The 25072-nt window shown below is 59.5% G+C and carries 23 protein-coding genes; 4 read left to right on the top strand and 19 right to left on the bottom strand.

From position 1 onward, the window contains the following. The first annotated feature begins 42 nt into the window (after positions 1 to 42). Positions 43 to 1281: a nucleoside recognition domain-containing protein gene (locus AC0Z8Z_RS17040; RefSeq protein ID WP_485619862.1), complete on the top strand. Its 1239-nt coding sequence runs from the start codon at positions 43 to 45 to the stop codon at positions 1279 to 1281. Here AC0Z8Z_RS17040 and AC0Z8Z_RS17045 read toward each other — a convergent pair. From AC0Z8Z_RS17045 to AC0Z8Z_RS17085, 9 genes are all read right to left on the bottom strand, one after another. Further along, positions 1254 to 1892 carry an ABC-type transport auxiliary lipoprotein family protein gene (locus AC0Z8Z_RS17045; protein WP_485619863.1) on the bottom strand — a complete coding sequence of 213 codons (639 nt, stop codon included), beginning with the start codon at positions 1890 to 1892 and terminating at the stop codon, positions 1254 to 1256. The genes AC0Z8Z_RS17040 and AC0Z8Z_RS17045 overlap by 28 nt on opposite strands. Beyond that, positions 1889 to 2827 carry an MlaD family protein gene (locus AC0Z8Z_RS17050; protein ID WP_485619883.1) on the bottom strand — a complete coding sequence of 313 codons (939 nt, stop codon included), beginning with the start codon at positions 2825 to 2827 and terminating at the stop codon, positions 1889 to 1891. The genes AC0Z8Z_RS17045 and AC0Z8Z_RS17050 overlap by 4 nt, the downstream gene beginning before the upstream one ends. Further along, the gene (locus AC0Z8Z_RS17055; protein WP_485619864.1) at positions 2827 to 3633 is read right to left on the bottom strand and encodes an ABC transporter ATP-binding protein; all 807 of its coding nucleotides are present in this window, start codon (positions 3631 to 3633) and stop codon (positions 2827 to 2829) included. Before AC0Z8Z_RS17055 ends, AC0Z8Z_RS17050 begins: the two co-directional genes overlap by 1 nt. After that, positions 3630 to 4799, bottom strand: a complete 1170-nt coding sequence (locus AC0Z8Z_RS17060) for an ABC transporter permease (RefSeq protein ID WP_485619865.1) — start codon at positions 4797 to 4799, stop codon at positions 3630 to 3632. Before AC0Z8Z_RS17060 ends, AC0Z8Z_RS17055 begins: the two co-directional genes overlap by 4 nt. 10 nt (positions 4800 to 4809) lie before the next feature. Further along, positions 4810 to 5985, bottom strand: coding sequence for a DUF5924 family protein (locus AC0Z8Z_RS17065; protein WP_485619866.1), 1176 nt, complete (start codon positions 5983 to 5985; stop codon positions 4810 to 4812). Positions 5986 to 6083: 98 nt separating this feature from the next. Further along, on the bottom strand, positions 6084 to 7466 hold the full coding sequence (locus AC0Z8Z_RS17070; RefSeq protein ID WP_485619867.1) for a M16 family metallopeptidase: 1383 nt from the start codon (positions 7464 to 7466) through the stop codon (positions 6084 to 6086). Between the two features lie 67 nt (positions 7467 to 7533). After that, entirely contained in the window at positions 7534 to 9177 is a 1644-nt protein-coding gene (locus AC0Z8Z_RS17075; protein WP_485619868.1) for a Na/Pi cotransporter family protein, read from the bottom strand. A gap of 266 nt (positions 9178 to 9443) precedes the next feature. Next, a complete protein-coding gene (locus tag AC0Z8Z_RS17080; RefSeq protein ID WP_485619869.1) occupies positions 9444 to 10211 on the bottom strand; it encodes a TerC family protein in 768 nt (255 codons plus the stop codon). Positions 10212 to 10277: 66 nt separating this feature from the next. Then, on the bottom strand, positions 10278 to 11585 hold the full coding sequence (locus tag AC0Z8Z_RS17085; protein WP_485619870.1) for a CitMHS family transporter: 1308 nt from the start codon (positions 11583 to 11585) through the stop codon (positions 10278 to 10280). 322 nt (positions 11586 to 11907) lie between these two features. Here AC0Z8Z_RS17085 and AC0Z8Z_RS17090 point away from each other — a divergent pair, with 322 nt between their 5' ends. Continuing rightward, entirely contained in the window at positions 11908 to 12309 is a 402-nt protein-coding gene (locus AC0Z8Z_RS17090; RefSeq protein WP_172610121.1) for a GFA family protein, read from the top strand. 29 nt (positions 12310 to 12338) lie between these two features. On the opposite strand, the gene AC0Z8Z_RS17095 is transcribed toward AC0Z8Z_RS17090, so the two are convergent. The 10 genes from AC0Z8Z_RS17095 to AC0Z8Z_RS17140 form a co-directional block, all read right to left on the bottom strand. Then, the gene (locus AC0Z8Z_RS17095) at positions 12339 to 14300 is read right to left on the bottom strand and encodes a DUF7844 domain-containing protein (RefSeq protein ID WP_485619871.1); all 1962 of its coding nucleotides are present in this window, start codon (positions 14298 to 14300) and stop codon (positions 12339 to 12341) included. After that, positions 14297 to 14617, bottom strand: a complete 321-nt coding sequence (locus AC0Z8Z_RS17100) for a DUF2388 domain-containing protein (RefSeq protein ID WP_065987895.1) — start codon at positions 14615 to 14617, stop codon at positions 14297 to 14299. The genes AC0Z8Z_RS17095 and AC0Z8Z_RS17100 overlap by 4 nt, the downstream gene beginning before the upstream one ends. Positions 14618 to 14654: 37 nt before the next feature. Beyond that, positions 14655 to 14960 carry a DUF2388 domain-containing protein gene (locus tag AC0Z8Z_RS17105; protein ID WP_485619872.1) on the bottom strand — a complete coding sequence of 102 codons (306 nt, stop codon included), beginning with the start codon at positions 14958 to 14960 and terminating at the stop codon, positions 14655 to 14657. Between the two features lie 116 nt (positions 14961 to 15076). After that, the gene (locus AC0Z8Z_RS17110; protein WP_122623695.1) at positions 15077 to 15394 is read right to left on the bottom strand and encodes a DUF2388 domain-containing protein; all 318 of its coding nucleotides are present in this window, start codon (positions 15392 to 15394) and stop codon (positions 15077 to 15079) included. Between the two features lie 360 nt (positions 15395 to 15754). After that, complete coding sequence (locus tag AC0Z8Z_RS17115; RefSeq protein ID WP_093466716.1) at positions 15755 to 15970, bottom strand: DUF1127 domain-containing protein; 216 nt, start codon at positions 15968 to 15970, stop codon at positions 15755 to 15757. 319 nt (positions 15971 to 16289) lie between these two features. Further along, positions 16290 to 17783, bottom strand: a complete 1494-nt coding sequence (gene scpC, locus AC0Z8Z_RS17120) for a succinyl-CoA:acetate CoA-transferase ScpC (RefSeq protein WP_485619873.1) — start codon at positions 17781 to 17783, stop codon at positions 16290 to 16292. A gap of 185 nt (positions 17784 to 17968) precedes the next feature. After that, the gene (locus tag AC0Z8Z_RS17125; RefSeq protein WP_485619874.1) at positions 17969 to 19414 is read right to left on the bottom strand and encodes an NAD(P)(+) transhydrogenase (Re/Si-specific) subunit beta; all 1446 of its coding nucleotides are present in this window, start codon (positions 19412 to 19414) and stop codon (positions 17969 to 17971) included. After that, positions 19414 to 19734, bottom strand: a complete 321-nt coding sequence (locus AC0Z8Z_RS17130) for an NAD(P) transhydrogenase subunit alpha part 2 (RefSeq protein ID WP_074892477.1) — start codon at positions 19732 to 19734, stop codon at positions 19414 to 19416. Before AC0Z8Z_RS17130 ends, AC0Z8Z_RS17125 begins: the two co-directional genes overlap by 1 nt. A gap of 11 nt (positions 19735 to 19745) precedes the next feature. Further along, positions 19746 to 20867, bottom strand: a complete 1122-nt coding sequence (locus tag AC0Z8Z_RS17135) for a Re/Si-specific NAD(P)(+) transhydrogenase subunit alpha (protein WP_485619875.1) — start codon at positions 20865 to 20867, stop codon at positions 19746 to 19748. A 423-nt stretch (positions 20868 to 21290) separates the two neighbouring features. Then, on the bottom strand, positions 21291 to 22187 hold the full coding sequence (locus tag AC0Z8Z_RS17140; RefSeq protein ID WP_485619876.1) for a LysR family transcriptional regulator: 897 nt from the start codon (positions 22185 to 22187) through the stop codon (positions 21291 to 21293). A 174-nt stretch (positions 22188 to 22361) separates the two neighbouring features. On the opposite strand from AC0Z8Z_RS17140, the gene AC0Z8Z_RS17145 reads away from it, so the two are divergent. Continuing rightward, on the top strand, positions 22362 to 23543 hold the full coding sequence (locus tag AC0Z8Z_RS17145; RefSeq protein ID WP_205485812.1) for an acyl-CoA dehydrogenase: 1182 nt from the start codon (positions 22362 to 22364) through the stop codon (positions 23541 to 23543). 10 nt (positions 23544 to 23553) lie between these two features. Further along, the gene (locus tag AC0Z8Z_RS17150; protein WP_485619877.1) at positions 23554 to 24774 is read left to right on the top strand and encodes a CaiB/BaiF CoA transferase family protein; all 1221 of its coding nucleotides are present in this window, start codon (positions 23554 to 23556) and stop codon (positions 24772 to 24774) included. Positions 24775 to 25072: the final 298 nt, after the last annotated feature.

A 25072-nucleotide genomic window follows, 5' to 3' on the forward strand; every position in this document is an offset into this window, starting at 1 on the left:
GCCCCCGCCGTTATCATCGCCGCATCTTGCGAGGGGATTTGTATGCTGAACGGCCTATGGCTTGGGTTTTTCGTGGTCGCGGCAATATCTGCGCTGGCGCAGTGGCTGGTCGGGGGCAATGCCGGCGTTTTTGCCGCCATGGTCGAGAGCATCTTCGCCATGGCGAAGCTGTCGGTGGAAGTCATGGTGCTGTTGTTCGGCACCCTGACCCTGTGGCTGGGCTTTCTCAACATCGCCGAGAAGGCCGGCATCGTCGACTGGCTGGGCAAAGTCCTGGCGCCGCTGTTTCATCGCCTGATGCCTGAAGTGCCGCGTGGCCACCCGGCGCTGGGCCTGATCACCCTCAACTTCGCCGCCAACGCACTGGGCCTGGATAACGCCGCCACACCCATCGGCCTCAAAGCCATGCGATCGCTGCAAGAGCTCAATCCCAGCAAGACCATCGCCAGTAACGCGCAGATCCTCTTTCTGGTGCTCAATGCCTCTTCGCTGACGCTGCTGCCAGTGACCATCTTCATGTACCGCGCCCAGCAAGGTGCCGCCGATCCCACCATGGTGTTCCTGCCGATCCTGCTCGCCACCAGCGCATCGACACTGGTCGGTCTGCTGTCGGTCGCCTTTATGCAGCGCCTCAAGTTGTGGGACCCGGTGGTGCTCGCTTATCTGATTCCCGGCGCGTTGCTGCTGGGCGGGTTCATGGCGGTACTGGCCGGGCTGTCCGCCGCTGCGCTGTCGAGTCTGTCGTCAGTGCTGGGCAACGTGACGCTGTTCGGCATCATCATGCTGTTCCTGGTGATTGGCGCGCTGCGCAAGGTCAAGGTGTACGAAACTTTTGTCGAAGGCGCCAAAGAAGGCTTCGACGTCGCCAAGAACCTGCTGCCCTATCTGGTCGCGATGCTCTGCGCCGTTGGCGTGCTGCGCGCATCGGGCGCGCTGGATCTGATTCTTGAGGGGATTCGACACGGGATTCAGTGGTTGGGCATGGACACGCGCTTTGTCGACGCGCTGCCGACTGCACTGGTCAAGCCGTTCTCCGGCAGCGCGGCGCGGGCGATGCTGATCGAAACCATGAAGACCCAAGGCGTCGACAGCTTCCCGGCCCTCGTCGCGGCGACGATTCAAGGCAGCACCGAAACCACGTTCTACGTCCTGGCGGTGTACTTCGGCGCCGTGGGCATCCAGCGCGCACGACACGCCGTGGGCTGCGCGCTGCTGGCGGAATTCGCCGGTGTGGTTGCGGCGATTGCTGTCTGCTACTGGTTCTTCGGCGCGGCGGTGTAACGCTTCTCGCCCTGCTCAACGGTCCATTGCAGCACTTGGGCGGCCAGCGTATCGCTGGCCTGACCGAACGCCGAAACCACCGCTGGCACCTGCTTGTCAGCCACCGGCTGATGCACTTCAAAGCGCCGGCTTGCCACAATCCGCTGGCGATCGTCGGCCAGCCGCGCATCAAGGCGGATCACCACTTCAATGGCGGTTCCCCGGTACTCGCTCTGGAACGCCTGCAACTCCCCGCCCAATTCAAAATCAGCCTGCAGATTACTGTCGTCGGTGCTGATCGACTGCGCCCGCCCATCGCGATAAAAGGCGTCGGTCAGGCGGTTTCGCAGCAGAACCGGCGCGGGATCACTCCAGCGCGCGCCCTTGTAGCTGCTAATGACATTGCCCTCGGGTATGACGGCGATATGCGGACTGTCCAGCGCCTCGCTGGATTTAGGCCGGACTACCCTCAACGACCACGACACGGGCGACGTCCCTTTGCTGGCGGTCGATGCTGTCGGCAAACGGTAGACGTCCGACGGCGCCTGCTCCGGGAGTATCGAACAGGCGCCGAGGGACAACAGGGCTGCCGCCAACAACACGCGAGTGACGGACTGACCGAAAAGCCTCATGGCTCGAACTCCTTATTCTTTTCGTTACCCAGCAAGTAGCCGCTCGGGTTGGCATTCAGGCTGCGGGAAATGGTTTTCAACGAGCTGAGGGTTTCACGCAGCTCGCGAATCGCCGGGCCCAGTTCGCCCAAGCCTTGCAGGCCATCGTTCACCGAATTCTGGTTGTTCTTGAGCAGCGTATTGATGGTCTGGCTGCTCTGTTCCAGAGATTTCATCGCCTGCTGCGCACTGGCGATGGTTTGCCTGCCATCGCTGGTCAGCAATTGGTTGGCGTTGCGCATCAGCGTAGAGGTTTGCTCCAGGGTCGCGCCGGCCTGCTTGCTCAGCAGTGTCATCTGCTTCAAGGCCTGACGAATGTCGTCGCGCTGATCGGAGATCGCGCCCGTGGTCTGCTCCAGGTGTTGCAACGTGCGCGACAGCGTCTCCACGTTCTCGGAAGAAAACATCGCGTTGGCGTTGTGCAGCAGTGCGGTGCTGCCGCTGAGCAAGTCGTCACTGTCGTTCAGCAGCCGCGAAATAGGCGACGGCGAGGCAATGATGACTGGCAGGTTGCCGCCCTCGCCCTTCAGCGCTTCGCTTTGCGGTGTACCTCCACTGAGCTGGATCAGCGAGGTGCCAGTGATGCCGGCCAGTGCCAGTTTTGCGAAGGTGTCGCGCTTGATCGGGGTTTCGCCGGCAACGCGGATCTGCGCCAGCACGCGGCGCGGGTCCTGTGGATCGAGGCGCAACTGCACGACGTCACCCACCTTGATCCCGCTGTACTGCACTGGACTGCCGCGAGACAGCCCCGTCACCGCCTCGTTGAAGACAACCTGATAGTCCTTGAACGCCGAGTCGACGCTGGACTTTGCGAGCCACAGACCGAACAGCAGCGCGGCAGCGACCACGATCACCGTGAACAGGCCGATCAGAACGTGATGGGCGCGGGTTTCCATCATGAGACCTCGTGTGGGTGGGTGGCCGCCGAATAGGCCGAGCGGCCGCGCGGGCCATGAAAGTATTCGTGAATCCAGGCGTCCTTGGTCGCCGACACCCTGTCGATGGTGTCCGCAACCAGCACGCGCTTCTGCGCCAGCACGGCGACGCGGTCGGTGATTGTATAAAGCGTGTCGAGGTCGTGGGTGACCATGAATACGCTCAGTCCTAAGGCGTCGCGCAGGGTCAGGATCAACTGGTCAAACGCGCCGGCGCCAATCGGATCGAGCCCGGCAGTGGGCTCGTCCAGAAACAGGATGTCCGGATCCAGCGCCAGTGCTCGCGCCAGCGCCGCGCGCTTGATCATGCCGCCGGAGAGCGACGCGGGGTATTTGTGCGCCGCCGACAACGGCAGTCCGGCCAGCGCCATTTTGATCCCCGCCAGATGCTCGGCCTCCTCGCGGCTCAGCCCGGCGTGTTCGATCAGCGGCAGCGCAACGTTCTCCGTGATGGTCAGCGACGAGAACAGCGCGCCTTTCTGAAACAGCACCCCGAAACGTCGTTCCACCCGAGAGCGCGCTTTGTCGGACAGATTCAGCAAATCCTGACCCAGGACGCGGACACTGCCCGAGGCAGGTCTTTGCAGCCCGACAATGCTGCGCAGCAACACTGACTTGCCTGCGCCGGAGCCGCCCACCACCCCGAGAATTTCCCCGCGATACAGGTCCAGTTCGAGGTTCTCATGCACCACTTGCGGGCCAAAGTGATTGCTCAAGCCGCGGACCTCAATCACCGTCTCGACGGGTTGTACGCAACGGCGGGTCACCAGCCGATCTCCATGCAGAACATCGCGACCAGGGCATCCAGCACGATGACCACAAAAATGGACTGCACCACGCTCGATGTCGTGTGAGCCCCAACGGACTCAGCGCTGCCCTCGACCTTGAAGCCCTCCAGGCAACCGATCGCTGCGATGAAGAACGCGAAGATCGGCGCCTTGGCGATGCCGACGAGAAAGTGCTGCACGCCGATGTCGGCCTGCATCAACGACAGAAACATCGCCGGCGTGATGCCCAGGGACAGAGCGCAGACCACGCCGCCACCGACAATGCCGCAGATCATCGCGAGAAAGGTCAGCATGGGCAGGGAGATGAGTAACGCAAGAACGCGGGGCAACACCAGCAGTTCCGTAGGACTCAGCCCCAGTGTTTGCAGCGCATCCAGCTCCTCGTTGGCTTTCATTGAGCCGATCTGCGCGGTGAAGGCGCTGGCCGTACGACCGGCCAACAAAATGGCAGTCAGCAGCACGGCGAATTCCCGCAGGAACGAGAAGCCGATCAGGTCAACGGTAAAAATCGTCGCGCCAAAAGCCTTCAGCACCGTGGCGCCGAGAAAGGCCACCACGGCGCCGACCATGAACGTCAGCAGCGCCACAATGGGCGCCGCGTCCAGGCCGATTTGCTCGATGTGGGCAATGACGGAGGTGGTGCGCCAGCGCCTAGGGCGAAACAGCGTGGAGGCGAAGGTCTGCAGTATCAGCCCGATAAAGCCCAACAGTTGCAGCGTGTCCTTCCAGATCACCTCCACTGCCGAGCCAATTCGCGACAGCAGCTGCATGCCCACGGCCGCTTCAGGCTCTCGGACTGGCTGGCAATAGTCAGCCAGTGCGCTCTGGATGGTCTGCATCAGCGCGCGGCTGGATTCCGGCAGGTTGGGCGCTTGCACGGCCAGCAAACGCAGGCGCTGTACGCCGAGCAGCTCTACCAGCAACGACGCACCGGCGGTGTCGAGGGCGCCGAGTTCGTCCATGTCCACGAGGGTGGCTGGGCCGAATCCTGTACTTAACGCATCGGTCTGACGCTTGAGTTCGCGGTAATGGGCGAGCGTCCAGTCCCCGGCAATCCGCAGCTGCACAGGAGTGCTCGAAGTGTCCATGAAGACGCGCCCTGGAGTCTTGGGCGCGGAGGAAGCCTGCGTAGTCAGTGGGGTCATAGCGACGAGCTTAGTTGGTTTTGGCCGGGGCAGATGGGTTCTCGGCTGGTGCACTGTCTGCGGGTTTTTTCGCCTCGGAATCATCCGGCTTTGCAGCGTTGGTGCCTGGCTTGAGGCCTGCAGGCTTGATCTTGTTGCGAGTGACGGCCGGCTGATCGCGCTCGGTTACGTCAAAGCGCAGCACACCAATCATCTGCCCGTCCTCCGTGAGCACCCTCACCTGCCACTTGCCGAGCACGTCCGGCGGAAAATTCTGCTTGTGCGTCCAGGCTCGGTAGCCTTCCTCACGACCGCCCTTGATGTCTAGAGCAATCCGCTCTATTTCCTCGCCATTGTGGCGCCACACGTGATAAATCCGCTCGTTCAGACCGCGCGGGGCGTTGATCGACGTGTAGGCGTAAAGCCCGGCGCTGCGCAGTTGGTTGACGCCGATCTCCTGAATGCTCTCGCCGGGGGTGCGATTCTGATTATCGAAGCGGGTGCTGATCGCTGCTTCGGTCAGCCAGAGAGTCGCTGGCGGCACCCAGAATCGCGCCATCCAGCCCGCGCCGCCGATCGCCAGTGTCATGGCCACCACGCCAAGGCCGCGCTGCCAGCTGTTGATCGGATAGCCCGATGCCAAGCTCGGAAATGACAGCAGCATCGCAATGCCCAGCGCCAGTTTGTAACTTTCGGCGGTGGTCAGGTGAACGATGATCGGCAGCGCCGTGAGCAGTGCAGCGAACAACGTCAGGGTGTGCAGCGCCATGAACAGCCAGCGGCGCGGCGCCAGCCATTTGTAGTACAGCGGGTCAATGATGGAAATCAGGCCTGCCGCCCCGAGCAGCCCGGTGAACGCCAGCTGGCCGCTGTACCACGTGGTAGTGACGAAGAAGAACGGCAGTACGAAAAACAGGCTTTCCTGATGGATCATCTGGGTGCCGTAGCGCAGCAGCGGCTGCGGGATTTCGCGCTTGAACATCTTCGCGAACAGGGCGACGGCGCTGTTTTCTACCATCAGCCAGATCCAGCTCACCAGCAGAATGACCGCAATCCAGGTTGCCAGCTTGGCCTGGCGATCCACCAGAATGAAACTGCCGATGCCTGAGCAAAACCCAAAAAACGCAATCAGCCCGGGGTAGCGCTTGATGAACTCCAGCACACGCTGGACGAGCGAGTGCTGAATGATTGCGTTGATGTCCGGCATCGGTGGGCGTCACTCTTCGTTTATGAAGCTAGGTCTATGAAGTTGGAGATCGTCTGCGTCTAACGGGCCCGCTGAATCCAATACGCTAACTATAGGCGTTACAACGGACGCTTCTTGTAAACCCGCCATCGCCAGACAATCAGCAACGCCACCAGCCCCGTCAGCAAGAGTCCGACCCCGTACAGCTCGTCGTAACTGAGCAGTGGCTCCTCAACGCGAAGATACCCGGGTTGCGCCAGCAGTTGACGCATCGCCTGGTTGGCCAGATCCAGGCTCACGCCCCGGGTCCGCTTGGCCGGGTCTTGGAAGCGGCCATCGTCGTAATCATTCAACGCACCCCAGTAATAGTCGGCCAGCGCGCTATTGCCTTGAACGGCCCAGGCTTGCTTGGCGATGGAGGCCTGCTGCAGCCGTGCAAAGGTGGCCGGGTCCATGCCTTCCTTGCGCAGCCGCTGGAGCATCGCGCGCACGGCGGCAGTGGCCGAATCGACGTCTTCACGGTTGAGATCGGCATTAAGGCTGAGAAAGCCGGTGTCCCCGAACGCTTCGCGATCGGCCCATGGCCCGTAGGAATACCCCTTGTCCAGACGCAGTTCGCTGTACAGCGTCCAGTCCAGATACGCTTTCACCAGATCCCAGGTTTCATCGTGCTGCTCGCCCATGTCCGGCTCAGGGAACAGCAAATGCAGCTTGGCGCCATCGCCCAACGCGCCGCGGATCAGCGTGCGCTCGGAATCGGCCTTTTCGGTCATCGAGCGAAGCGGCGGATGTTCCGTAGGATCGACCGCATTAAGTTGGCCGAAGGTGCGTTCCAGGTAGGCAGGCAGCAACTTGTCGAGTTCGCCCACGATGATCAGCGTCATGTTGTTGGAGGCGTACCAGTTGTTGTAGATATTCTCGACTTGCTCCAGCGTGAGGTGATCGACCTCGGCCCGCTCCGGACATTTGAGGCCAAGCTCAACGGCAAGCTGACTGCTGGCGCCGTGGCCCAGATCGCGCTTGTCCAGCCAGCGTTGCAAATGCGAGTAGTGGCCACCGTCTTCACGGGCGACGATGCGCTTGGCAGTGTCCAGATTGGCCTGATTTATTTGCGTGTGAGTCAGCAGATTGAGGAGCAGATCGAGCACCTTGCGCTGATTCTGCGCCGGCGCCTCGATGACGAAGGTGGTATCGGTATTGCTGGTGAACGCGTTCCACTCTCCACCCAGCGCCTGCATCTGTTGCTCGAGGCCGCCCTCCCCGCTGTTGTCGATCCCGCTGAACAGCAGGTGCTCCAGCAGGTGCGGCAGCTCTTTGTCTTCGCATTTGAAGTCATCAAAGCCAATACCCACGACCAGGCGAACAGCGACATGACCTTTGTCCGCAGGCTTGAGCAACAGCTGCAAACCGTTGGGCAGCACGTAGCCCTCAACCTGCAACCGGTCGAGGGCCATGGAAGAAAGGGATGTCAGAACCAGACAAACGAACAGCAGGCAACGCATAAAAACGGGCTTCCTTGCGGGCCGGTATGTGTAACAGACTTCGCAGCGGCGCCTGCGTTCACCACGATTATTCCGGGTTGCCCTCGCTGGACAAGGCGCCTGTGTCAGTGGTTTCAAGGACCACGTAGGCGCTGCTGCAGAACAGCGAGTTCAAGCGTTTCATGTCGGAAATCAGCTCAAGGTGCAGGGAGCTGGTCTCGATACTCTGCACAATCTTGCGTTGCAGTCTGCTGACATGGGCGTGGGCCAGGCGCCGCTCCTGTGCCCGAAAACGACGTTTCTCGCGCAACAACTGGCGCGCGCTCTCCGGGTCACCGCTGAGGAAGACCGACAGGCCAAGACGCAGATTCGCCATCAACTGCTCGTGCAGCCCGGACAGTTCTTCCAGGCCGACGTCGGAAAACGACCGCCGCTGCGAGGTTTTCTGCTGCTGAACCTTGCGCAGCATGCGCTCGATCAGCCCGCTGGCCAGTTCCAGATTGATCGCCAGTTCGATGATCTCGGCCCAGCGGCGATTGTCCTGATCGCTGAGGTCGTCGCGGGGCATCTGCGCCAGGTATAACTTGATGGCGTTGTAGAGTACCTCGACATCATCGTTGAGCCGACGCACTTCCTGAGTGACCGCCGTCTGGTTGCCACGCAGCACCTCTTGCATGGCATTGAGCATGCTGTCGATGAGATCACCCATGCGCAGGGTTTCGCGCACGGCATTGGCCAGCGCCAGGCTCGGCGTGGCCAGTGCGGTCAGGTCCAGATGCCGAGGCTTGGTCTGGCCGTTGATCTCGGCCTGCTGAGGCAGAATCGACGCGCACAGACGTCCCATCGGCCCCACCGTCGGCAGCATGATCAGGCAGCGCAGGGAGTTGTAGATGACATGAAAGCTGATGACCAGGCTCGACGGACTGACATTCAGCGTGTCCATCCACGCCACCAGCGGGGTCAGGACCGGGGTGATCAGCAACAGGCCGATCAGTTTGTACAACAGACTGCCCAGCGCCACTTGCCGACCGGCGACGTTTTGCATGCTGGTGCTGAGGAACGCCAACAGACCGCTGCCGATGTTGGCGCCGATCACCAGACCGATCGCCACCGGCAGGCTTATGATTTCCGCGCCTGCGAGGGTCGCCGTCAGCAGCACCGCCGCAAGGCTTGAGTAGGAGATCAGCGCGAACATGGCGCCGACCAGTGCGTCGAGCAGAAGATCGCCTGTCAGTGACGCAAACAGCACCTTCACACCAGCAGCCTGGGTAATCGGCGCGGCGGCGGTGACGATCAGCTGCAAGGCGAGAATGATCAGGCCCAGGCCAATGCCGACACGACCCAACTGGCCCACACGGGTTTGTTTGCGCGACAGAAAGAAGATCACGCCCAGAAAGATCAGCAGTGGCGACAGCCACGACAGGTCGAATGTCAGGATTCGCGACATCACCGCAGTACCGACGTCGGCACCGAGCATGATGGCCAGCGCGGGCGTCAGGCCCATCAAGCCCTGGCCAACGAAGGACGTCACCAGCATCGCCGTGGCGTTACTGCTTTGCACCACAGCGGTGACGAGGATCCCCGCAACGAATGCCAGCGGGCGTTTGGACATGTTCTGGCCAATGACACGGCGCAGCTGCGAGCCGTAGACACGCAGAATGCCGGTCCGAACGATGTGTGTGCCCCAGATCAACAGCGCGACGGCGGAAAGCAAATCGAGCAGGGTCAGCATACGGAGAGCCCCCTGTAGGTTGCCCATCGGGCAAAGGTTAAAAGGTCCAGCGTGTAGCGAGCGTAAGCGCTTGAGGTGCATCGAACAGCGCGCTCAACTAAAGCTTTAGTCGGCCTGTGGCCTTAATGCCAGCATGGCACAGAGGATTATCTCTTGAAACAAATCTGTCATAAATCAGGTATTTGAAGGTCGCTCGTTGATTCGCACCGATAAAAAACGGGGCACTCAGAGGGCCCCGTTTTTTCGTCACGTCTACGCAGCGGACGTTATTGACCCGGTACGTCCTTACGAAGTTTCACCGGGTCCTGCATCTTGCGCTTCTTCGCCATCGACGTGCGCATTTTGATGTTGATCGCCTCAACCGCCAGCGAGAACGCCATGGCGAAGTAGACGTAGCCCTTCGCCACATGCACATCGAACGACTCGGCAATCAGCACGGTGCCGACGACGATCAGGAACGACAGCGCCAGCATCTTCAGCGATGGGTGCTTCTCGATGAAGTCGCTGATGACGCCCGCGCACAGCATCATGATCAGCACCGCCACGATGATCGCCGCGACCATCACCGGTACGTGGGAAACCATACCCACGGCAGTGATGACCGAGTCCAGCGAGAATACGATGTCGATGATTGCAATCTGAAGGATGGTGTACAGAAACATGCCGCCCTTGCCTTTCGGCTCGTCCAGCGTCTCCTCTTCGCCTTCCATGCCGTGGTAGATCTCTTGCGAGCTTTTCCACAACAGAAACAGGCCACCGAAGAACAGAATCAGGTCGCGTCCGGAAATGCCTTGGCCGAGGACCACGAACAGGTCGTCGGTGAGGCGCATGACCCAGGTGATCGACAGCAGCAGCAGAATCCGCGTCACCATTGCCAGCGCCAGCCCGAAGATGCGGGTGCGTGGCTGCATCGCCTTGGGCATGCGGCTGACCAGGATCGAGATCATGATGATGTTGTCGATACCCAGCACGATTTCCAGGGCGGTCAGCGTGAAGAAAGCAACCCAGATCTCAGGGTTGGTCAGCCATTCCATTACGTATTCCTTTGAGCGTTCGTTTTCCCTCCGGCACAGTTACGCCAAAGGGAGCGTTGAGTTGCGTTATAGGCTGCTGTAGAGCGGGAAAATTCCCATCAGCAGCGCAGCGATCAGAATGCACACACACACCAGCACGGCCCATTTGAGGGTAAAGCGCTGGTGATCACCAAACTCGATGCCCGCCAGTGCCACCAGCAGATACGTCGAAGGCACCAACGGACTCAACAGGTGGACGGGTTGGCCGACGATCGAGGCACGTGCCATTTCCACCGGGCTGATGCCGTAATGCGAAGCGGCTTCGGCCAGCACTGGCAGCACACCATAGTAGAACGCGTCGTTGGACATGAAGAAAGTGAACGGCATGCTGACAACTGCAGTGATCACGGCCAGATAAGGGCCCATCGCTTCAGGAATCACGGCCAGCAGGCTCTTCGACATCGCGTCGACCATTCCGGTGCCGGACAGGATACCGGTAAAGATCCCCGCAGCAAAAATCAGTCCGACCACTGCCAGCACGCTGCCGGCGTGGGCCGCTACACGGTCTTTCTGTGCTTGCAGGCACGGATAGTTGACGATCATCGCGATACTGAATGCAATCATGAACAGCACCGGCAGCGGCAGCAGGCCCATGATCAGCGCCACCATCAGCACCAGCGTCAGTGCGGCGTTGAACCAGATCAGCTTGGGGCGGCGGGCTTCAGGAAACTGCGAAACGCTGATGTCGCTGTGATCGCCTTCGTCACCAGGCAGTTGCAGTTCGCCCAGGCGCGCACGTTCGCGTTTGCCGTAGAAGTAGGCGATCAGCAGAATCGCCACAACGCCTGCCAGCATCGCCGGAATCATTGGCACGAAGATGTCGGATGGATCGACATGCAGGGCACTCGCCGCCCGCGCGGTCGGGCCGCCCCATGGCGTCATGTTCATCACGCCGCCGGCCAGAATGATCAGGCCCGCCATGATGCGCGGGCTCATGCCCAGGCGGCTGTACAGCGGCAACATGGCGGCCACGCAGATCATGTACGTCGTGGCGCCGTCACCGTCCAGCGAGACAACCAGCGCCAGCACAGCCGTACCGACCGACACTTTGACCGGGTCGCCTTTCACCAGCTTGAGGATCTTGCGCACGGCCGGGTCGAACAGCCCGGAGTCGATCATCAGTGCGAAATAAAGGATGGCGAACATCAGCATCACGCCTGTTGGCGCTAGCTTGGTGATGCCCGCAAGCATCATTGGGCCGATTTCCGAGGCGAAGCCACCGAACAAGGCAAAAACGATAGGGACAATGATCAAGGCAATCAGCGCGGACAGGCGCTTGCTCATGATCAGGTACATGAAGGCGACGACCATGGCGAAGCCGAGGAAGGTCAACATAGCAATACTCCAGCGTTACGCGGCGGGGAACGGACGAGACGAATCGATCAGCTCAAAACGAGCGGCGCGTGGAGTCGGGGATTACGAAGGGGGTACTGCAGGGCACATGCAAGCATCGGAAATCACCTAATTGTTGTTGTAGATGGGCCGGAGAACGTCAAGCGCGTTCGTCCTGGCCGACCGGTCTGTCGCCGGCGGTGAGGTGATGCTAAACGGGGAAGCTTTCAGCCAGCTTTCGTTGCACTTCTCAAGTTAACGAGCGGGAGGTTGAGTTATCGACCTCAGGATGCGGTCAGACCCATACATAACCGGGAGAGTGCTCATGAGTGAATTGCAGACCGGCGGATGCCATTGCGGCAATCTGCGTTACCAGCTCGATGGCCCCGTGGATGACGTTGCCCACTGCCACTGTTCGATTTGTCGGCGCACGTCGGGTGGAATCGTCGTGACGTGGACCAGCGTCCCCGTCGAGGCTTTCAAATGGCTGGCCGGAAGTCCGACTACCTATGATTCAGGCCCGACGTGCGTGCGGTATTTCTGCAATAACTGTGGGGCGCAGGTCGCGCTGTTCAGCCGGAACAGCCCGGAGACCATGGATGTGACCATTGCCACCCTTGATCATCCGGAGCTGACGCCTGCCAATCGACACATCTGGACCGACAGCCGCCTGCCCTGGCTGCACCTCGACGAGCATCTGCCAGGTGAGCCTGGGGAAACTGCCTGAGTCATTTAGGGCGCACAGCAGCGCATCGATCAAGGCAGCTCCAACCCGCCTGCTGCCTTGTGCAGCGCCCGCAGGTGCTCACCGACCTGCTTGAGGTTGTCTTCGGTCGCAGCGATCTCGGCGGCGCGGTCGGGATCGAGCAGCGCCCTCACCTCTTTGTCCAGATCGCCGCTGAGCCGCTGAAGCTGTTTCTGCCGCTGGCTGCTCTCGTCCTCTAAGCGCTTCCACTCGCCTTCCTGCGGCAGACCGTAGCCGCCGCTGCCGAGCAATTCTGCGGGTCGACTCAGGAATCCGCTGTTGGCGAGAATGTCCTGCAGCGTGCCGGTCGCCCTGGAGACGCCGTTGTCCTTCTGCTCCACAGCACTGAGGTAGCGCTGCTTGACCTCATCCTGCGCGAGCAATAACTGACGACGGAGCCCGGCCTGTTCCAGCAGCAACATCGCAGCGCTGGTGCGCAAATCAGCATTTGCGAAGTAAGGGCGTCGCTCTTGGGGCGTCAGTGCCAGCCAATCCTCAACCGTGGTCTGCTTGACGCTGGTGGTCTTGCGCAGCACATCGAACATCGCCTGATAACGGTCACGGTACGAGTCGAAGCGGTAGCCCATGCGCAGCGCTTTCTTCGGATCGTCCAGCACGCTGGTGTCCGCCAGCCCCCTGCCCTTGAGGACTTCCAGCAGCCCGTTGGGCATGATGCTATCCAGCCCGACAAGCCGCGGATCGTCAGTGCCGCTGCGCAGTAGTTTCAGGTTTTCCACCGCGCAGTTATTGGACAGGAACCAGTAATCCCCGTCGTATGCCCAGTGCATCTCGGCAGCGTGTTGAACCAGGCCGTTGATCTCCTCACGGGACAGTTTCAGCGGGACCGAGGCCAGGCCGCGCAGTTCGGTCTTGGTGTACTCATCGATGACCTGACCCAGCGGCAGGACAAACAGGCGCGACGGATATTTGCCGGTCAAGCCGCTCCAGCTGGACAGCTGCAGGTCGTTGACAAAGGCGCGGTACGACAGCACCAGGTGCTGATCCAGGTCCAGCCGGCAGTCGGGGCCACGCGGGCGACCGGGCTTGCATATCACCAGCCGAAGCATGCTATGGCCCCACCGGCTCGCCAGATTCTGGTTGGCCTCTGCCAGCAGGTAATCGACTTCGTACACACGTTCGGGGTCGAGCTTGCCCAGTGGCTCTCGGGCAAAGTCGTTCCCGGCGTTGAGGTAAGGATAGGACGTCGGGCACTGATCTTTCGTTGCGGGCGCCCAGTCGAACCGAGCCTTGTAATAGTCGTACAGTGCCGGACGGCGACAGGCGTAGGCCGGATCGAGGAGGAAGTACTCCATGTTCACCGCAACGAATTCCAGCGGGCTGCTGATTTCGTAGATGTCCGGACTGCGCGCGACCTGACCGTTGCGCTCTTCCCTGTCACCGCGGCGGCCGACGTACTGCGGCCATCCCGCCAGATCCAGAAGGCGGGGATCATCACTTAACGTGAAGCGTCGGTCGGTCTGCCCCCGGCAGCTGTCACGCAGGCCAACCTTTCCCACGCTCTTGCCCTGCCGGGTACATGCAACGATCAGCTTGCGGTCTTCAGCGGACCAAAGCTGCGCGTGATCATAAATATGAGTCAGCTCATGCAGAACCGTGGCGAGCATTTCTTCGCGCACGGTGCCGTGAGGACGATTGGTTCGGGTTGTCGCGGCGCTGCCATCGGTCAGGCCCGCGAGCAAGTGCTGATTCAGGTCCAGCCGGTAAGGGCCGTCTGCACGGCCGTAGGCATTGGACGGCATGTCATCGGTCCAATGCACTTCGACCTTGCGATCGAGCTTGCTGACGAAAAGTGGCGGCAGGTGCGCCATCGCTTCGTCGAGCAATGTCTGGCTGGCCTTCTGTTGCGCAGGGCTGAGCCCGTCTGCATGCAACGACAGCCTGAGATCGGCGAAGGCGCCCGTGCAAATCAGCGACAGCGCCGACGTCAGCAGCCAGACAGCGAGGCGTTTCACAGTGCGAGGATGGCCTCGGCGAGGTCCTGGTCACTGGCGTTGCGGGCCTCAGGCAGGCGGTCGCGCAGCGTCATGAAAGCTGCGTCGAGCAGTGCGCCATGGATATCGCCGTTGCTCGCGACATAGCTGGCAGCGTCGTCGCGCGCTTCGAGTACGAGTTTCCAGTTGCGTACGGATGAGGTGGTGTCGGAGGTGAAATCGATGCTGCGGCCGAGGGCGCGAACGACGATGTTACTGGTGGCCTTCAGGGTTTGTGCCTGTGCCATATCAGTCAGCAAGAGCAGGCCGAGGGCGGCAGCGATCAACGGGGTACGCATGGAACGTCTCCAAAATACGGAAGTTACAAAAAAGTGACTATTGGACGAGGATTGCCTGCGCCAGTTCAAGGTCGCTTGCATGAAGTTTCGGGTGGGATTGACGCAGGTATGCCAGCGCCGATTCCAGTCGTGCTCCTCGCAGTTGGCCGTCACTGGCAACAAACACTGCAGCATCATCCTGGGCGGCAATTATCAACTTGCTATCGAAAGGCCCGGTCGTCACCTGGCTGGTGGCGTATCCGGTTTTGACCAGGCTTTGTGTGGTCACGTCGAACGCCAGAACCTGAGTGGAAATACTCAAGGTGGCGATGACGGCAAGCACTAGGCGAGACAACGAATGCATGGCTATTCAGGGCTGTTCAGGTTCTGCGAAACGAGTCGCAAGGCTAGCGCAACACCCGAGTCAGAGCTAGTGCAAAGACTCAGGCGTAGGCGGGAGAAACCTGTCGCGATACTGAATCAGATGGCAAGAATCGCCTGCGCGAGTTGCGCGTCCGACGCTTGCAGGCTTGGCGCAACCTCGCGGATGTGTTGCAACGCGCCTTGGAGCTTCACGCCACGGATCTCGCCTTCGCTGGCAACGAAGCTTGCTGCGTCGTCGCGGGCGGCCAGGACGATCTTGTCGTCATGAAAGGAGGACGAGATTTTCGACGTGGCATTGGACGATGCATCCAGCGCACGGACAATGGTGTCGGTTGTAACAACGAAACTGGAAGCCTGGGCCCCGGTAGCAGCAACGATCAGGAAAGCGGCACTCAACAGGCGAACGCGAGACATACAGGCACTCCAAAATAACGGGATTCGAAAACCACTGACGCTTAAATCGGAAGCTCAGCCTTAGCTGTCTCGCGAGTGCGTGGTCAAGGTGGCGCAAGATTAGCTTATAAGCGAGCCCGCTCACCATCCTCGCCTTACGCAAGCAGCTGGCGTGCGGACCATTAATGCTGAAATCGCCTGGAAACATTGGTCTGTATGGGTTTTTCGTGAAGACAGTCAAAACTGTACTGGTTTTGTTTGCCAAGCTGTACGCTGGCCTGAAACGACAAAACCCGCCAGCAGTAACCTGCTGACGGGTTTTGTTTGAACAATTCGGGTTGCTGGCGAGAGGCGCTTTGCCTGGGACCAGCAGACGCTACATTAGCGCCAGAACGGCTTGCTCAGCTCTTCGTAACGCTGGGATTCGCTGATACCGGCGTCAGCCAGCAAACGTGCATCCAGACGAGCCAGTTGATGGCGGCTGGACAGACGACGCTGCCAGAGCATCAGGTTGGCGAACATGCGCAGCGGCAACGAGGCTTGTGCGGTTTTTGCGGTGTCTTCGTAGAACAGTTCGGAACTGACGGTGCGTTCCATGATGCATCTTCCTTCCGCTTGTGGCGGGATTAGAGAGTGACTTGATTGGTGACAATATTCCTCTCATTGCCCTCCTCTCTCTAGACACAGTTCATTTGTATTGTGCTGCTCCAATTAACTGTTAAACACCACTGTTTTGTTCAGAAGTGGGGCAACTGTACGGGTCTGCACCATTAGTGTGCTTATTGGGTGATCTTGCCAGTCACTTCCCGCTTTGCCTTGGCAAAAACACCCGTACAGCAGTACAGTTTTTGCAGAATTTACGTTCAGTCTGCGAACTGTGACGACGAAAGGTCGTCGCCACTGACAAACTGTGTTTTCAGGTCGCCAACATGCGGCCCGTTTCTTCTAGATTAAGGTGCCAACTGAGTGCATCCCGCAGAACATGCGGAGTGTGACCGCCAACTGCGCAGGCGCGGCGGAGATAATCATTCAGCGCCTCGCGGTAAGCCGGATGCACGCAGTTGTCGATGATCACCCGCGCACGTTCCCGGGGTGCCAGGCCTCGCAAATCGGCCAGTCCTATCTCTGTCACCAGGATGTCCACGTCGTGTTCGGTATGGTCCACATGGCTGACCATGGGCACCACGCTGGAGATGGCGCCAGCTTTGGCAATGGACTTGGTCACGAAAATGGCAAGGTGGGCATTCCGTGCGAAGTCGCCTGACCCTCCTATACCGTTCATCATCCGTGTCCCACCCACATGGGTAGAGTTGACGTTTCCGTACAGGTCGAACTCCAGAGCGGTGTTGATCCCGATGATGCCCAGGCGGCGGACGACCTCTGGATGGTTCGAAATTTCCTGGGGGCGCAGTAACAGTCTGGATCTGTACTGTTCCAGATTGTCGTAGACCGCAGAGTGCTTGCGCTCGGACAGAGTCATGGAACAGCCTGAGGCAAAATCCAGCTTGCCCGCCTCGAACAGGTCGAACGTCGAGTCCTGCAGTACTTCCGAATACATCGTCATGCCGTGAAAGGGTGAATCGATCAGCCCTGTCATGACGGCATTGGCGATCGTGCCTACCCCGGCCTGCAGCGGCATCAGCTGATTGGTCAGGCGGTTCAGCCGCACTTCGTTCTTGAAGAACTCAACCAAATGGCCCGCGATAGCCTGAGTGTCGGTGTCTGCCGGCAATACCGACGACGGCGAGTCGGGTTGATTGCTGATCACGATGCCGACGATCTTGGCCGGATCGATCTTCACGGCCTGACTGCCGATTCGGGTATCGGTCTTGAGCACCGGGATCGGCAGCCGCGTCGGCCGGTAAGTGGGTATATAGATGTCATGCAGCCCTTCGAGCTCAAGGGGCTGGGCGAGATTGATCTCGATGATCACGTGCTGGGCAAGAATGGCGAAGCTCGCCGAGTTACCGACTGAAGTACTGAGCACCAAGTGCCCTTCTTCGGTGATCGCCACGCATTCAATCACGGCGATATCCACAGCCTTGATCTGGCGATTGCGCAGTTGCTCGACGGTGTCCGACAGATGCTGGTCAATGAACATCACGGTGCCGTCGTTGATGGCCTTGCGCAGGGTACTGTCGACCTGAAAAGGCATGCGGCGGGACAGCACGCCCGCTTCGGTCAGTTGCTTGTCCAGATCGTTGCCCAAGCTTGCGCCCGTCATCAGGCTGATCTTCAGCGGAACTGTTTTGGCGCGTTCAGCCAGCGCCTGGGGTACGGCTTTGGCTTCGCCTGCGCGGGTGAAGCCGCTCATGCCGACGGTCATGCCGTCCTTGATCAAGGAAGCGGCGTCGGCCGCGCTCATTATCTTGCTCATCAGCGAGGGCAGACGGATTCGTTCACGGTGCATGTTGTTAATCTCATGACAAAGATGCGTGAGCGAAGTCTAGAGATTTGAAGTGTATTCGTCCCGCTACCAAGGTCGCACTCAAGGCTCTAATTAGCGCCTCTGCGCGAGAAACACTTTTACCCGGGGTGTAAAAAACCCTCGACCATCACCTGCGCCGAGGGTTGTTTTATCTCGGGTTGCAACCGCTATTCGATCGCTTTGACCATGTCCTCGATGACCTTTTTGGCGTCACCAAACACCATCATGGTTTTGTCCAGATAGAACAGCTCGTTATCCAAGCCGGCATAGCCGCTGGCCATGGAGCGCTTGTTGACGATGATGGTCTTGGCCTTGTACGCCTCGAGGATCGGCATGCCGGCAATCGGTGATTTGGGATCGTTCTTGGCCGCCGGATTGACCACATCATTGGCGCCCAGCACCAGAACGACGTCGGCCTGACCGAACTCGGAGTTGATGTCCTCCATCTCGAACACCTGGTCGTAAGGCACCTCGGCCTCCGCCAGCAGGACGTTCATGTGCCCCGGCATCCGGCCGGCCACCGGGTGGATCGCGTACTTCACCGTGACGCCCGCGTGGGTCAGCTTTTCGGTCAGCTCTTTCAGCGCGTGCTGCGCTCGAGCGACCGCCAGCCCGTAACCCGGCACGATGATTACAGTGTCGGCGTTGGTCAGCAGGAAGGTCGCATCGTCAGCTGATCCGGATTTGACCGGGCGGGCTTCTTTGATGCCGCTCGCAGCACCGGCATCTGCTGCGCCACCGAAACCGCCACCGATCACGTTGAAAAACGAGCGGTTCATCGCCTTGCACATGATGTACGACAGAATCGCGCCGGAAGAGCCGACCAGGGAACCGGCGATGATCAGCATCGAGTTGTTCAGCGAGAAGCCAATGCCCGCCGCTGCCCAGCCTGAGTAACTGTTGAGCATCGACACCACAACTGGCATGTCTGCGCCACCAATCGGGATAATCAGCAGCACGCCAATCACGAATGCGAGGATCAGCATAATGCTGAACGCGAACAGGCTACCCGTCAGCATGAACGTGACGCCGAACAGCAACGTCGCAAGGCCCAAAATCAGATTGAGTTTGTGCTGACCGGCAAATTGCACCGGTGCGCCCTGGAACAGGCGGAATTTGTATTTGCCAGACAGCTTGCCGAAAGCGATGACGGAGCCGGAGAAGGTGATCGCACCAATAGCTGCGCCAAGGAACAACTCCAGACGATTGCCCGCCGGAATCGGATCACCCAAGTGGTGAACAATGCCCAGCGACTGTGGCTCGACCACGGCAGCGATGGCGATGAATACGGCGGCCAGACCGATCATGCTGTGCATGAAGGCGACCAGTTCCGGCATCTTGGTCATTTCGACGCGCTTGGCCATGATCGAACCGGCAGTGCCGCCGACCAGCAGACCGATCAGGATATAGCCAATCCCTGCGCTGGCACCGTCCGTGGACAACGCGGCCAGTTTGAAGACCAGTCCGATCGTAGTTAAAACAGCCAGACCCATGCCGAGCATGCCGAACAGGTTGCCTCGACGCGACGTGGTCGGGTGAGACAAGCCCTTCAGCGCCTGGATGAAGCAGATCGCCGAGACGAGGTACAGCAATGTGACGAGGTTCATGCTCATTACTTGGCCACCTCGTCTTTAACCTTGGGCGCTTTCTTTTTGAACATCTCCAGCATGCGCCGGGTGACCAGAAAACCGCCGAAGACGTTAACGGCGGCCAGCGCGACGGCCAGCGTGCCCATGGTTTTGCCCAGTGGCGTTACTGTCAGCGCTGCAGCGAGCATCGCGCCGACGATGACGATGGCCGAGATGGCGTTTGTAACTGCCATCAGGGGCGTGTGCAGCGCAGGCGTCACGTTCCAGACCACGTGGTAGCCGACGTAAATGGCGAGCACGAAGATGATCAGGTTGTAGATGCCGGGTGAGATGAACTCTTCCATTATTTTTATCCTCAGCCGTTTTTGCGGATGACTTGGCCATCGCGGCACATAAGGCACGCGGCGACGATGTCGTCTTCGAGGTTGATCTGGAACTGCCCTTCCTGGTTGAAAAGCAGCTTCATGAAGTCCAGCAGGTTGCGGGCATAAAGAGCCGATGCATCCGCCGCAACCATGGCCGGGAGATTCGTGTGGCCGACAATGGTCACGCCGTGCTCGACCACCACCTGATCCGCCACCGTAAGCGGGCAGTTGCCGCCCTGCGCGGCAGCCAGATCAATCACCACCGAACCGGGCTTCATTTGCGCGACTGTTTCAGCGCTCAAGAGCACCGGTGCCTTGCGGCCAGGGATCAGCGCCGTGGTAATCACGATGTCCGCCTGCCTGGCGCGCTCATGAACGGCCACTGCCTGACGCTGCATCCAGCTGGCTGGCATCGGGCGGGCGTAACCGCCGACGCCCACAGCAGCCTCGCGCTCCTCGTCAGTCTCGTACGGCACGTCAACGAACTTGGCCCCTAGCGACTCGATCTGTTCCTTGACGGCCGGACGCACGTCAGAGGCCTCGATGACTGCACCCAGGCGTTTGGCCGTGGCGATGGCCTGCAGCCCCGCAACGCCCGCGCCGAGAATCAGCACTCGCGCTGCTTTCACCGTACCGGCCGCAGTCATCAGCATCGGCATAAAGCGCGGGTAGTGATGCGCCGCCAACAACACAGCTTTATAGCCGGCGATGTTGGCTTGGGAAGACAGCACGTCAAGGCTTTGCGCGCGCGAGGTGCGTGGCGCAGCTTCGAGGGCAAAGGCGGCAATTCCGCGTTCGGCCAGCTTGGCGATCATGTCGTTATTGAACGGGTTGAGCATCCCGACTACCACGGTGCCGCTTTTGATCAACGGCAACTCGGCGTCGCCGGGAGCGGAGACCTTGAGGATGAGTTCAGCGCCGAACGCATCGGCGGCGCTGCCGATCAATGCACCTGCTGCCTCGTAAGCACTGTCCGTCACGCTCGCTGCAATGCCCGCGCCGTTCTGAACGCTCACTGTGTGGCCTTGGGCGATGAGCTTTTTGATGGTCTCGGGAGTGGCGGCGACCCGGGTTTCACCAAGCTGGGTTTCGAGGGGGACTCCAATGTGCACGTCAAATCTCCTGCGTGATCTTATTGTCTTAATTAGGCCAGCGCGCTACGGCCCGAGGGCTGGGATTGCGATCACTACGCCCGTTAAAACAGCCGGGCGCGGCATTTTGCAGGGGATGTCAGAGGCCTTCAAGGGTTTCTGTAACTGAACGAAAAATGTACTACAAGTCACCCTGTGACCGATTGACGCACTGAATAGCACAAGTGTCTGATGTAAATGATCTTTTATGAATTATTAGTCCGCAGGGGTCGTCCGACGACGAAATTATAAAACGCCCTGAAAACGGCTGGAGAGCCCTATTCGTATGACTATTGGGGCGTTAAGGTCAGAGCTGAGAAGTTTGTCGTCAATGCGACAATTCAGGATATCTGTAGGTTTGTAGGTAGGCGTACTACAGAAAATCTTCAAGACGTAAATGGGTGTTCAAGGGAGCGAGTAAGTGTCGGCCTGCTGAATCAGCCAATCCCGAAACGCTTTCAGGGACGCCGATTCCGTTTTGCGCTCTGGAATCATCAAGTAATACGCCTTGGTGCTCGAGAGATGGTGCGGGTTGGCAATCACCAGGCGCTTCTCGGCCAGTTCATGCTGAATAAGAAACGGCGGGATGAGCGCCACACCCATGTCGTGCATGGTTGCCTGCGCGAGCATGGAGAATAGCTCGTAACGAGGACCTGTCATGTCGCGGGCCACGCCTATGTCCAGCGAGTTGAACCACTGCCGCCACGCGTAGGGCCGAGTGGTTTGCTGGAGCAGTGGCATCTCGGCCAACTCTTGAGCGCTAATGCTGTGCCGTGCCCCAAGTAGTGCCGGACTGCAGACCGGCATCGGGTTCTCGCCCATCAGTCTGTGAGATTCGGTACCGGACCAATCAGCATCGCCAAAATAAATCGCTGCGTCGAATTCGGTATCCGCGAACAAAAAGGGCCGCGTGCGGTTCGTCAGGTTGACAGTGACGTCAGGGTGTTTCTTCTGAAAATCCTTTAAACGCGGAAGTAGCCATTGCGTGCCGAAGGTAGGCACCACCGCGAGTTCGATCACATTCACGCCCTGGTGACCCATCACTGACAGCGTGTCGCGTTCAACGGCGTCAAGTTGCGTAGCGATGCGCCGGCTGTAGGAAAGGCCTGCCTCTGTTAGCTTCACACCCCGTCGTGAGCGTCGGAACAGGCCGACATTCAAGAACTCTTCCAGGCTGGCGATCTGTCGGCAGACCGCGCTCTGGGTCAGCGAAAGCTCTTCGGCGGCTTTTGTGAAGCTCTCGTGCCGCGCAGCGGCCTCGAAGCTTACCAACGCGGTGGTGCTTGGGATTTTACGGCGCATGTACCTTTGCCTCACTCAGAAGAACGGACAGGCTGCTGATCAGTGTGCTTCGGAGTGAGAAATTAGCACAAGACGATGCGAAATCGTCGTTTGCTCCCTTGATGGTTCCAGGCCTAGGCTCGCTCCATTACTTTTCCGGCGAGTCCGGAAGGGCATCTAGGTGAGGAGAGAATCATGAGCGGCAAGGCAAGTTTCAGTTGGATCGACCCCCTGTTGCTGGACCAGCAACTCACCGAAGAAGAGCGCATGGTTCGCGACAGCGCCGAGCAGTTCGCCAGGGAAAAGCTAGCGCCGCGTGTACTTGAAGCCTTCCGGCATGAAAAGACAGATCCAGCGATTTTCCGCGAGATGGGTGAGATAGGTCTCCTCGGCGCCACGATCCCGGAGCAGTATGGCGGTAGCGGTCTGAACTACGTGTGTTACGGCCTGATCGCTCGCGAGGTCGAGCGCGTCGATTCAGGTTACCGCTCCATGATGAGCGTGCAGTCCTCTCTGGTCATGGTGCCGATCAACGAATTCGGCACTGAAGCGCAAAAACAGAAGTACCTGCCCAAACTCGCGTCCGGTGAGTGGATTGGCTGCTTCGGCCTCACCGAACCCAATCATGGCTCGGATCCGGGTGCGATGATCACCCGTGCGCGGAGCGTCGAAGGCGGTTACCGCCTGACCGGTAGCAAAATGTGGATCACCAACAGCCCCATCGCCGACGTATTCGTTGTCTGGGGCAAAGATGACGCTGGCGATATCCGCGGCTTTGTACTGGAAAAGGGCTGGCAAGGCCTGACGGCTCCGGCGATTCACGGCAAGGTTGGCCTTCGCGCTTCTATCACCGGCGAGATCGTCATGGACAACGTGTTTGTGCCGGAAGAGAACATTTTCCCGGATGTCCGTGGCCTCAAAGGTCCTTTCACGTGCCTTAACTCCGCCCGCTATGGCATCTCCTGGGGCGCCTTGGGGGCTGCCGAGTTTTGCTGGCACACCGCGCGTCAATACACGCTGGACCGTCAACAGTTTGGCCGTCCGCTTGCAGCTAATCAGCTGATTCAGAAAAAGCTCGCTGACATGCAGACCGAGATCACGCTGGCGCTTCAAGGCTGCCTGCGTCTGGGCCGCATGAAAGACGAGGGCACCGCAGCGGTCGAAATCACCTCCATCATGAAGCGCAACTCTTGCGGCAAGTCCTTGGACATCGCGCGTATGGCGCGTGACATGTTGGGTGGTAATGGCATTTCTGATGAGTTCGGCATCGCCAGGCATCTGGTCAACCTGGAAGTGGTCAATACCTACGAAGGCACCCACGACGTCCATGCGCTCATCCTGGGTCGTGCCCAGACCGGCATCCAGGCCTTCTATTAAGGAGCCTGCAATGGGCGCGTTATCGCATTTGCGTGTGCTGGACTTGTCTCGGGTGCTCGCTGGCCCTTGGGCAGGGCAGATTCTGGCTGACCTGGGTGCAGAGGTCATCAAGATCGAGCGCCCGGGCAATGGCGACGATACGCGCGCCTGGGGGCCACCCTTTCTGAAGGATCCGCGTGGAGAAAACACGTCTGAGGCTGCGTACTACCTGTCAGCCAACCGTAACAAGCAGTCCGTCACTATAGACTTCACTCAGCCTGAAGGTCAGAAGTTGGTTCGGGAGCTGGCGGCGAAGTCCGATATTGTCATCGAGAACTTCAAGGTTGGCGGGTTGAAGGCTTACGGCCTGGATTACGAATCACTGCAGCTAGAAAACCCCAGGCTCATCTATTGCTCTATTACTGGGTTCGGTCAGACGGGGCCGTATGCCAAGCGCGCCGGTTACGACTTCATGATTCAGGGACTTGGTGGGTTGATGAGCCTTACTGGCCTTGCGGAGAGCGAAGATGGTGCGGGACCGGTCAAGGTCGGCGTGGCGCTGACGGATATTCTTACAGGGCTGTATTCGACGTCGGCGATTCTCGCTGCTCTGGCGCATCGTGACCAGGGAGGTCCCGGTCAGCACATCGATATGGCGTTGCTGGATGTGCAGGTCGCCTGCCTGGCGAATCAGGCGATGAACTACCTGACCACGGGCGTATCGCCAAGGCGACTGGGTAATGCGCATCCTAATATCGTGCCGTACCAGGATTTCCCTACTGCCGATGGCGATTTCATCCTCACGGTGGGGAACGACAGCCAGTTCCGCAAATTCGCAGAAGTGGCTGGGCATCCGCAGTGGACTGATGATCCGCGCTTTTCCACTAATAAGCAGCGAGTCGCACATCGTGCCGAGCTGATTCCGTTAATCCGGCAGGCCACCGTGTTCAAAACCACGGCTGAGTGGGTTGCGGCGTTGGAAGTTGCAGGCGTCCCTTGCGGGCCTATCAATGATGTTGCTCAGGTATTCGCGGATCCGCAGGTGCAGTTCCGTGGTTTGAAGGTGGAGCTGCCTCATGCGTTAGGCGGGAGCGTTCCTCAAGTCGCTAGTCCGATCCGCTTATCCGCGACGCCGGTTGAATATCGGCGCGCACCTCCGTTGCTAGGAGAGCACACGCTGGAGGTTCTTACCGGTGTATTGGGCTTATCAGACACTGACGTAACAACGCTGCGTGAAGCAGGTGTTCTTTGAGGGGCTGATGCTCTTGCGGGTGTCTTTAGCTAGTATCTATATAAACAGAAGGAAGTATCGGATTTCCTTGGGGTTTTGGCTTTTTCGCCAAAAGTTCAAATTAGGTGTTGACGCCCCTCTGGATCTGTCTATAATTCGCCCCACTTCCGGCGCAGACGAAACGGAAAACTCCTTGATAATCAAAGAGTTGGACGAAGTAGGCAGCGAGGAATGCTTCGGTTCAGATGTTTGAATCGACAGCGGTGAAAAAGGCAGTTGACAGCAGGTTGTAACGCTGTAGAATTCGCCTCCCGCTGAC

The sequence above is a fragment of the Pseudomonas sp. 1L-C-7-B-C1 genome, assembly GCF_057291635.1.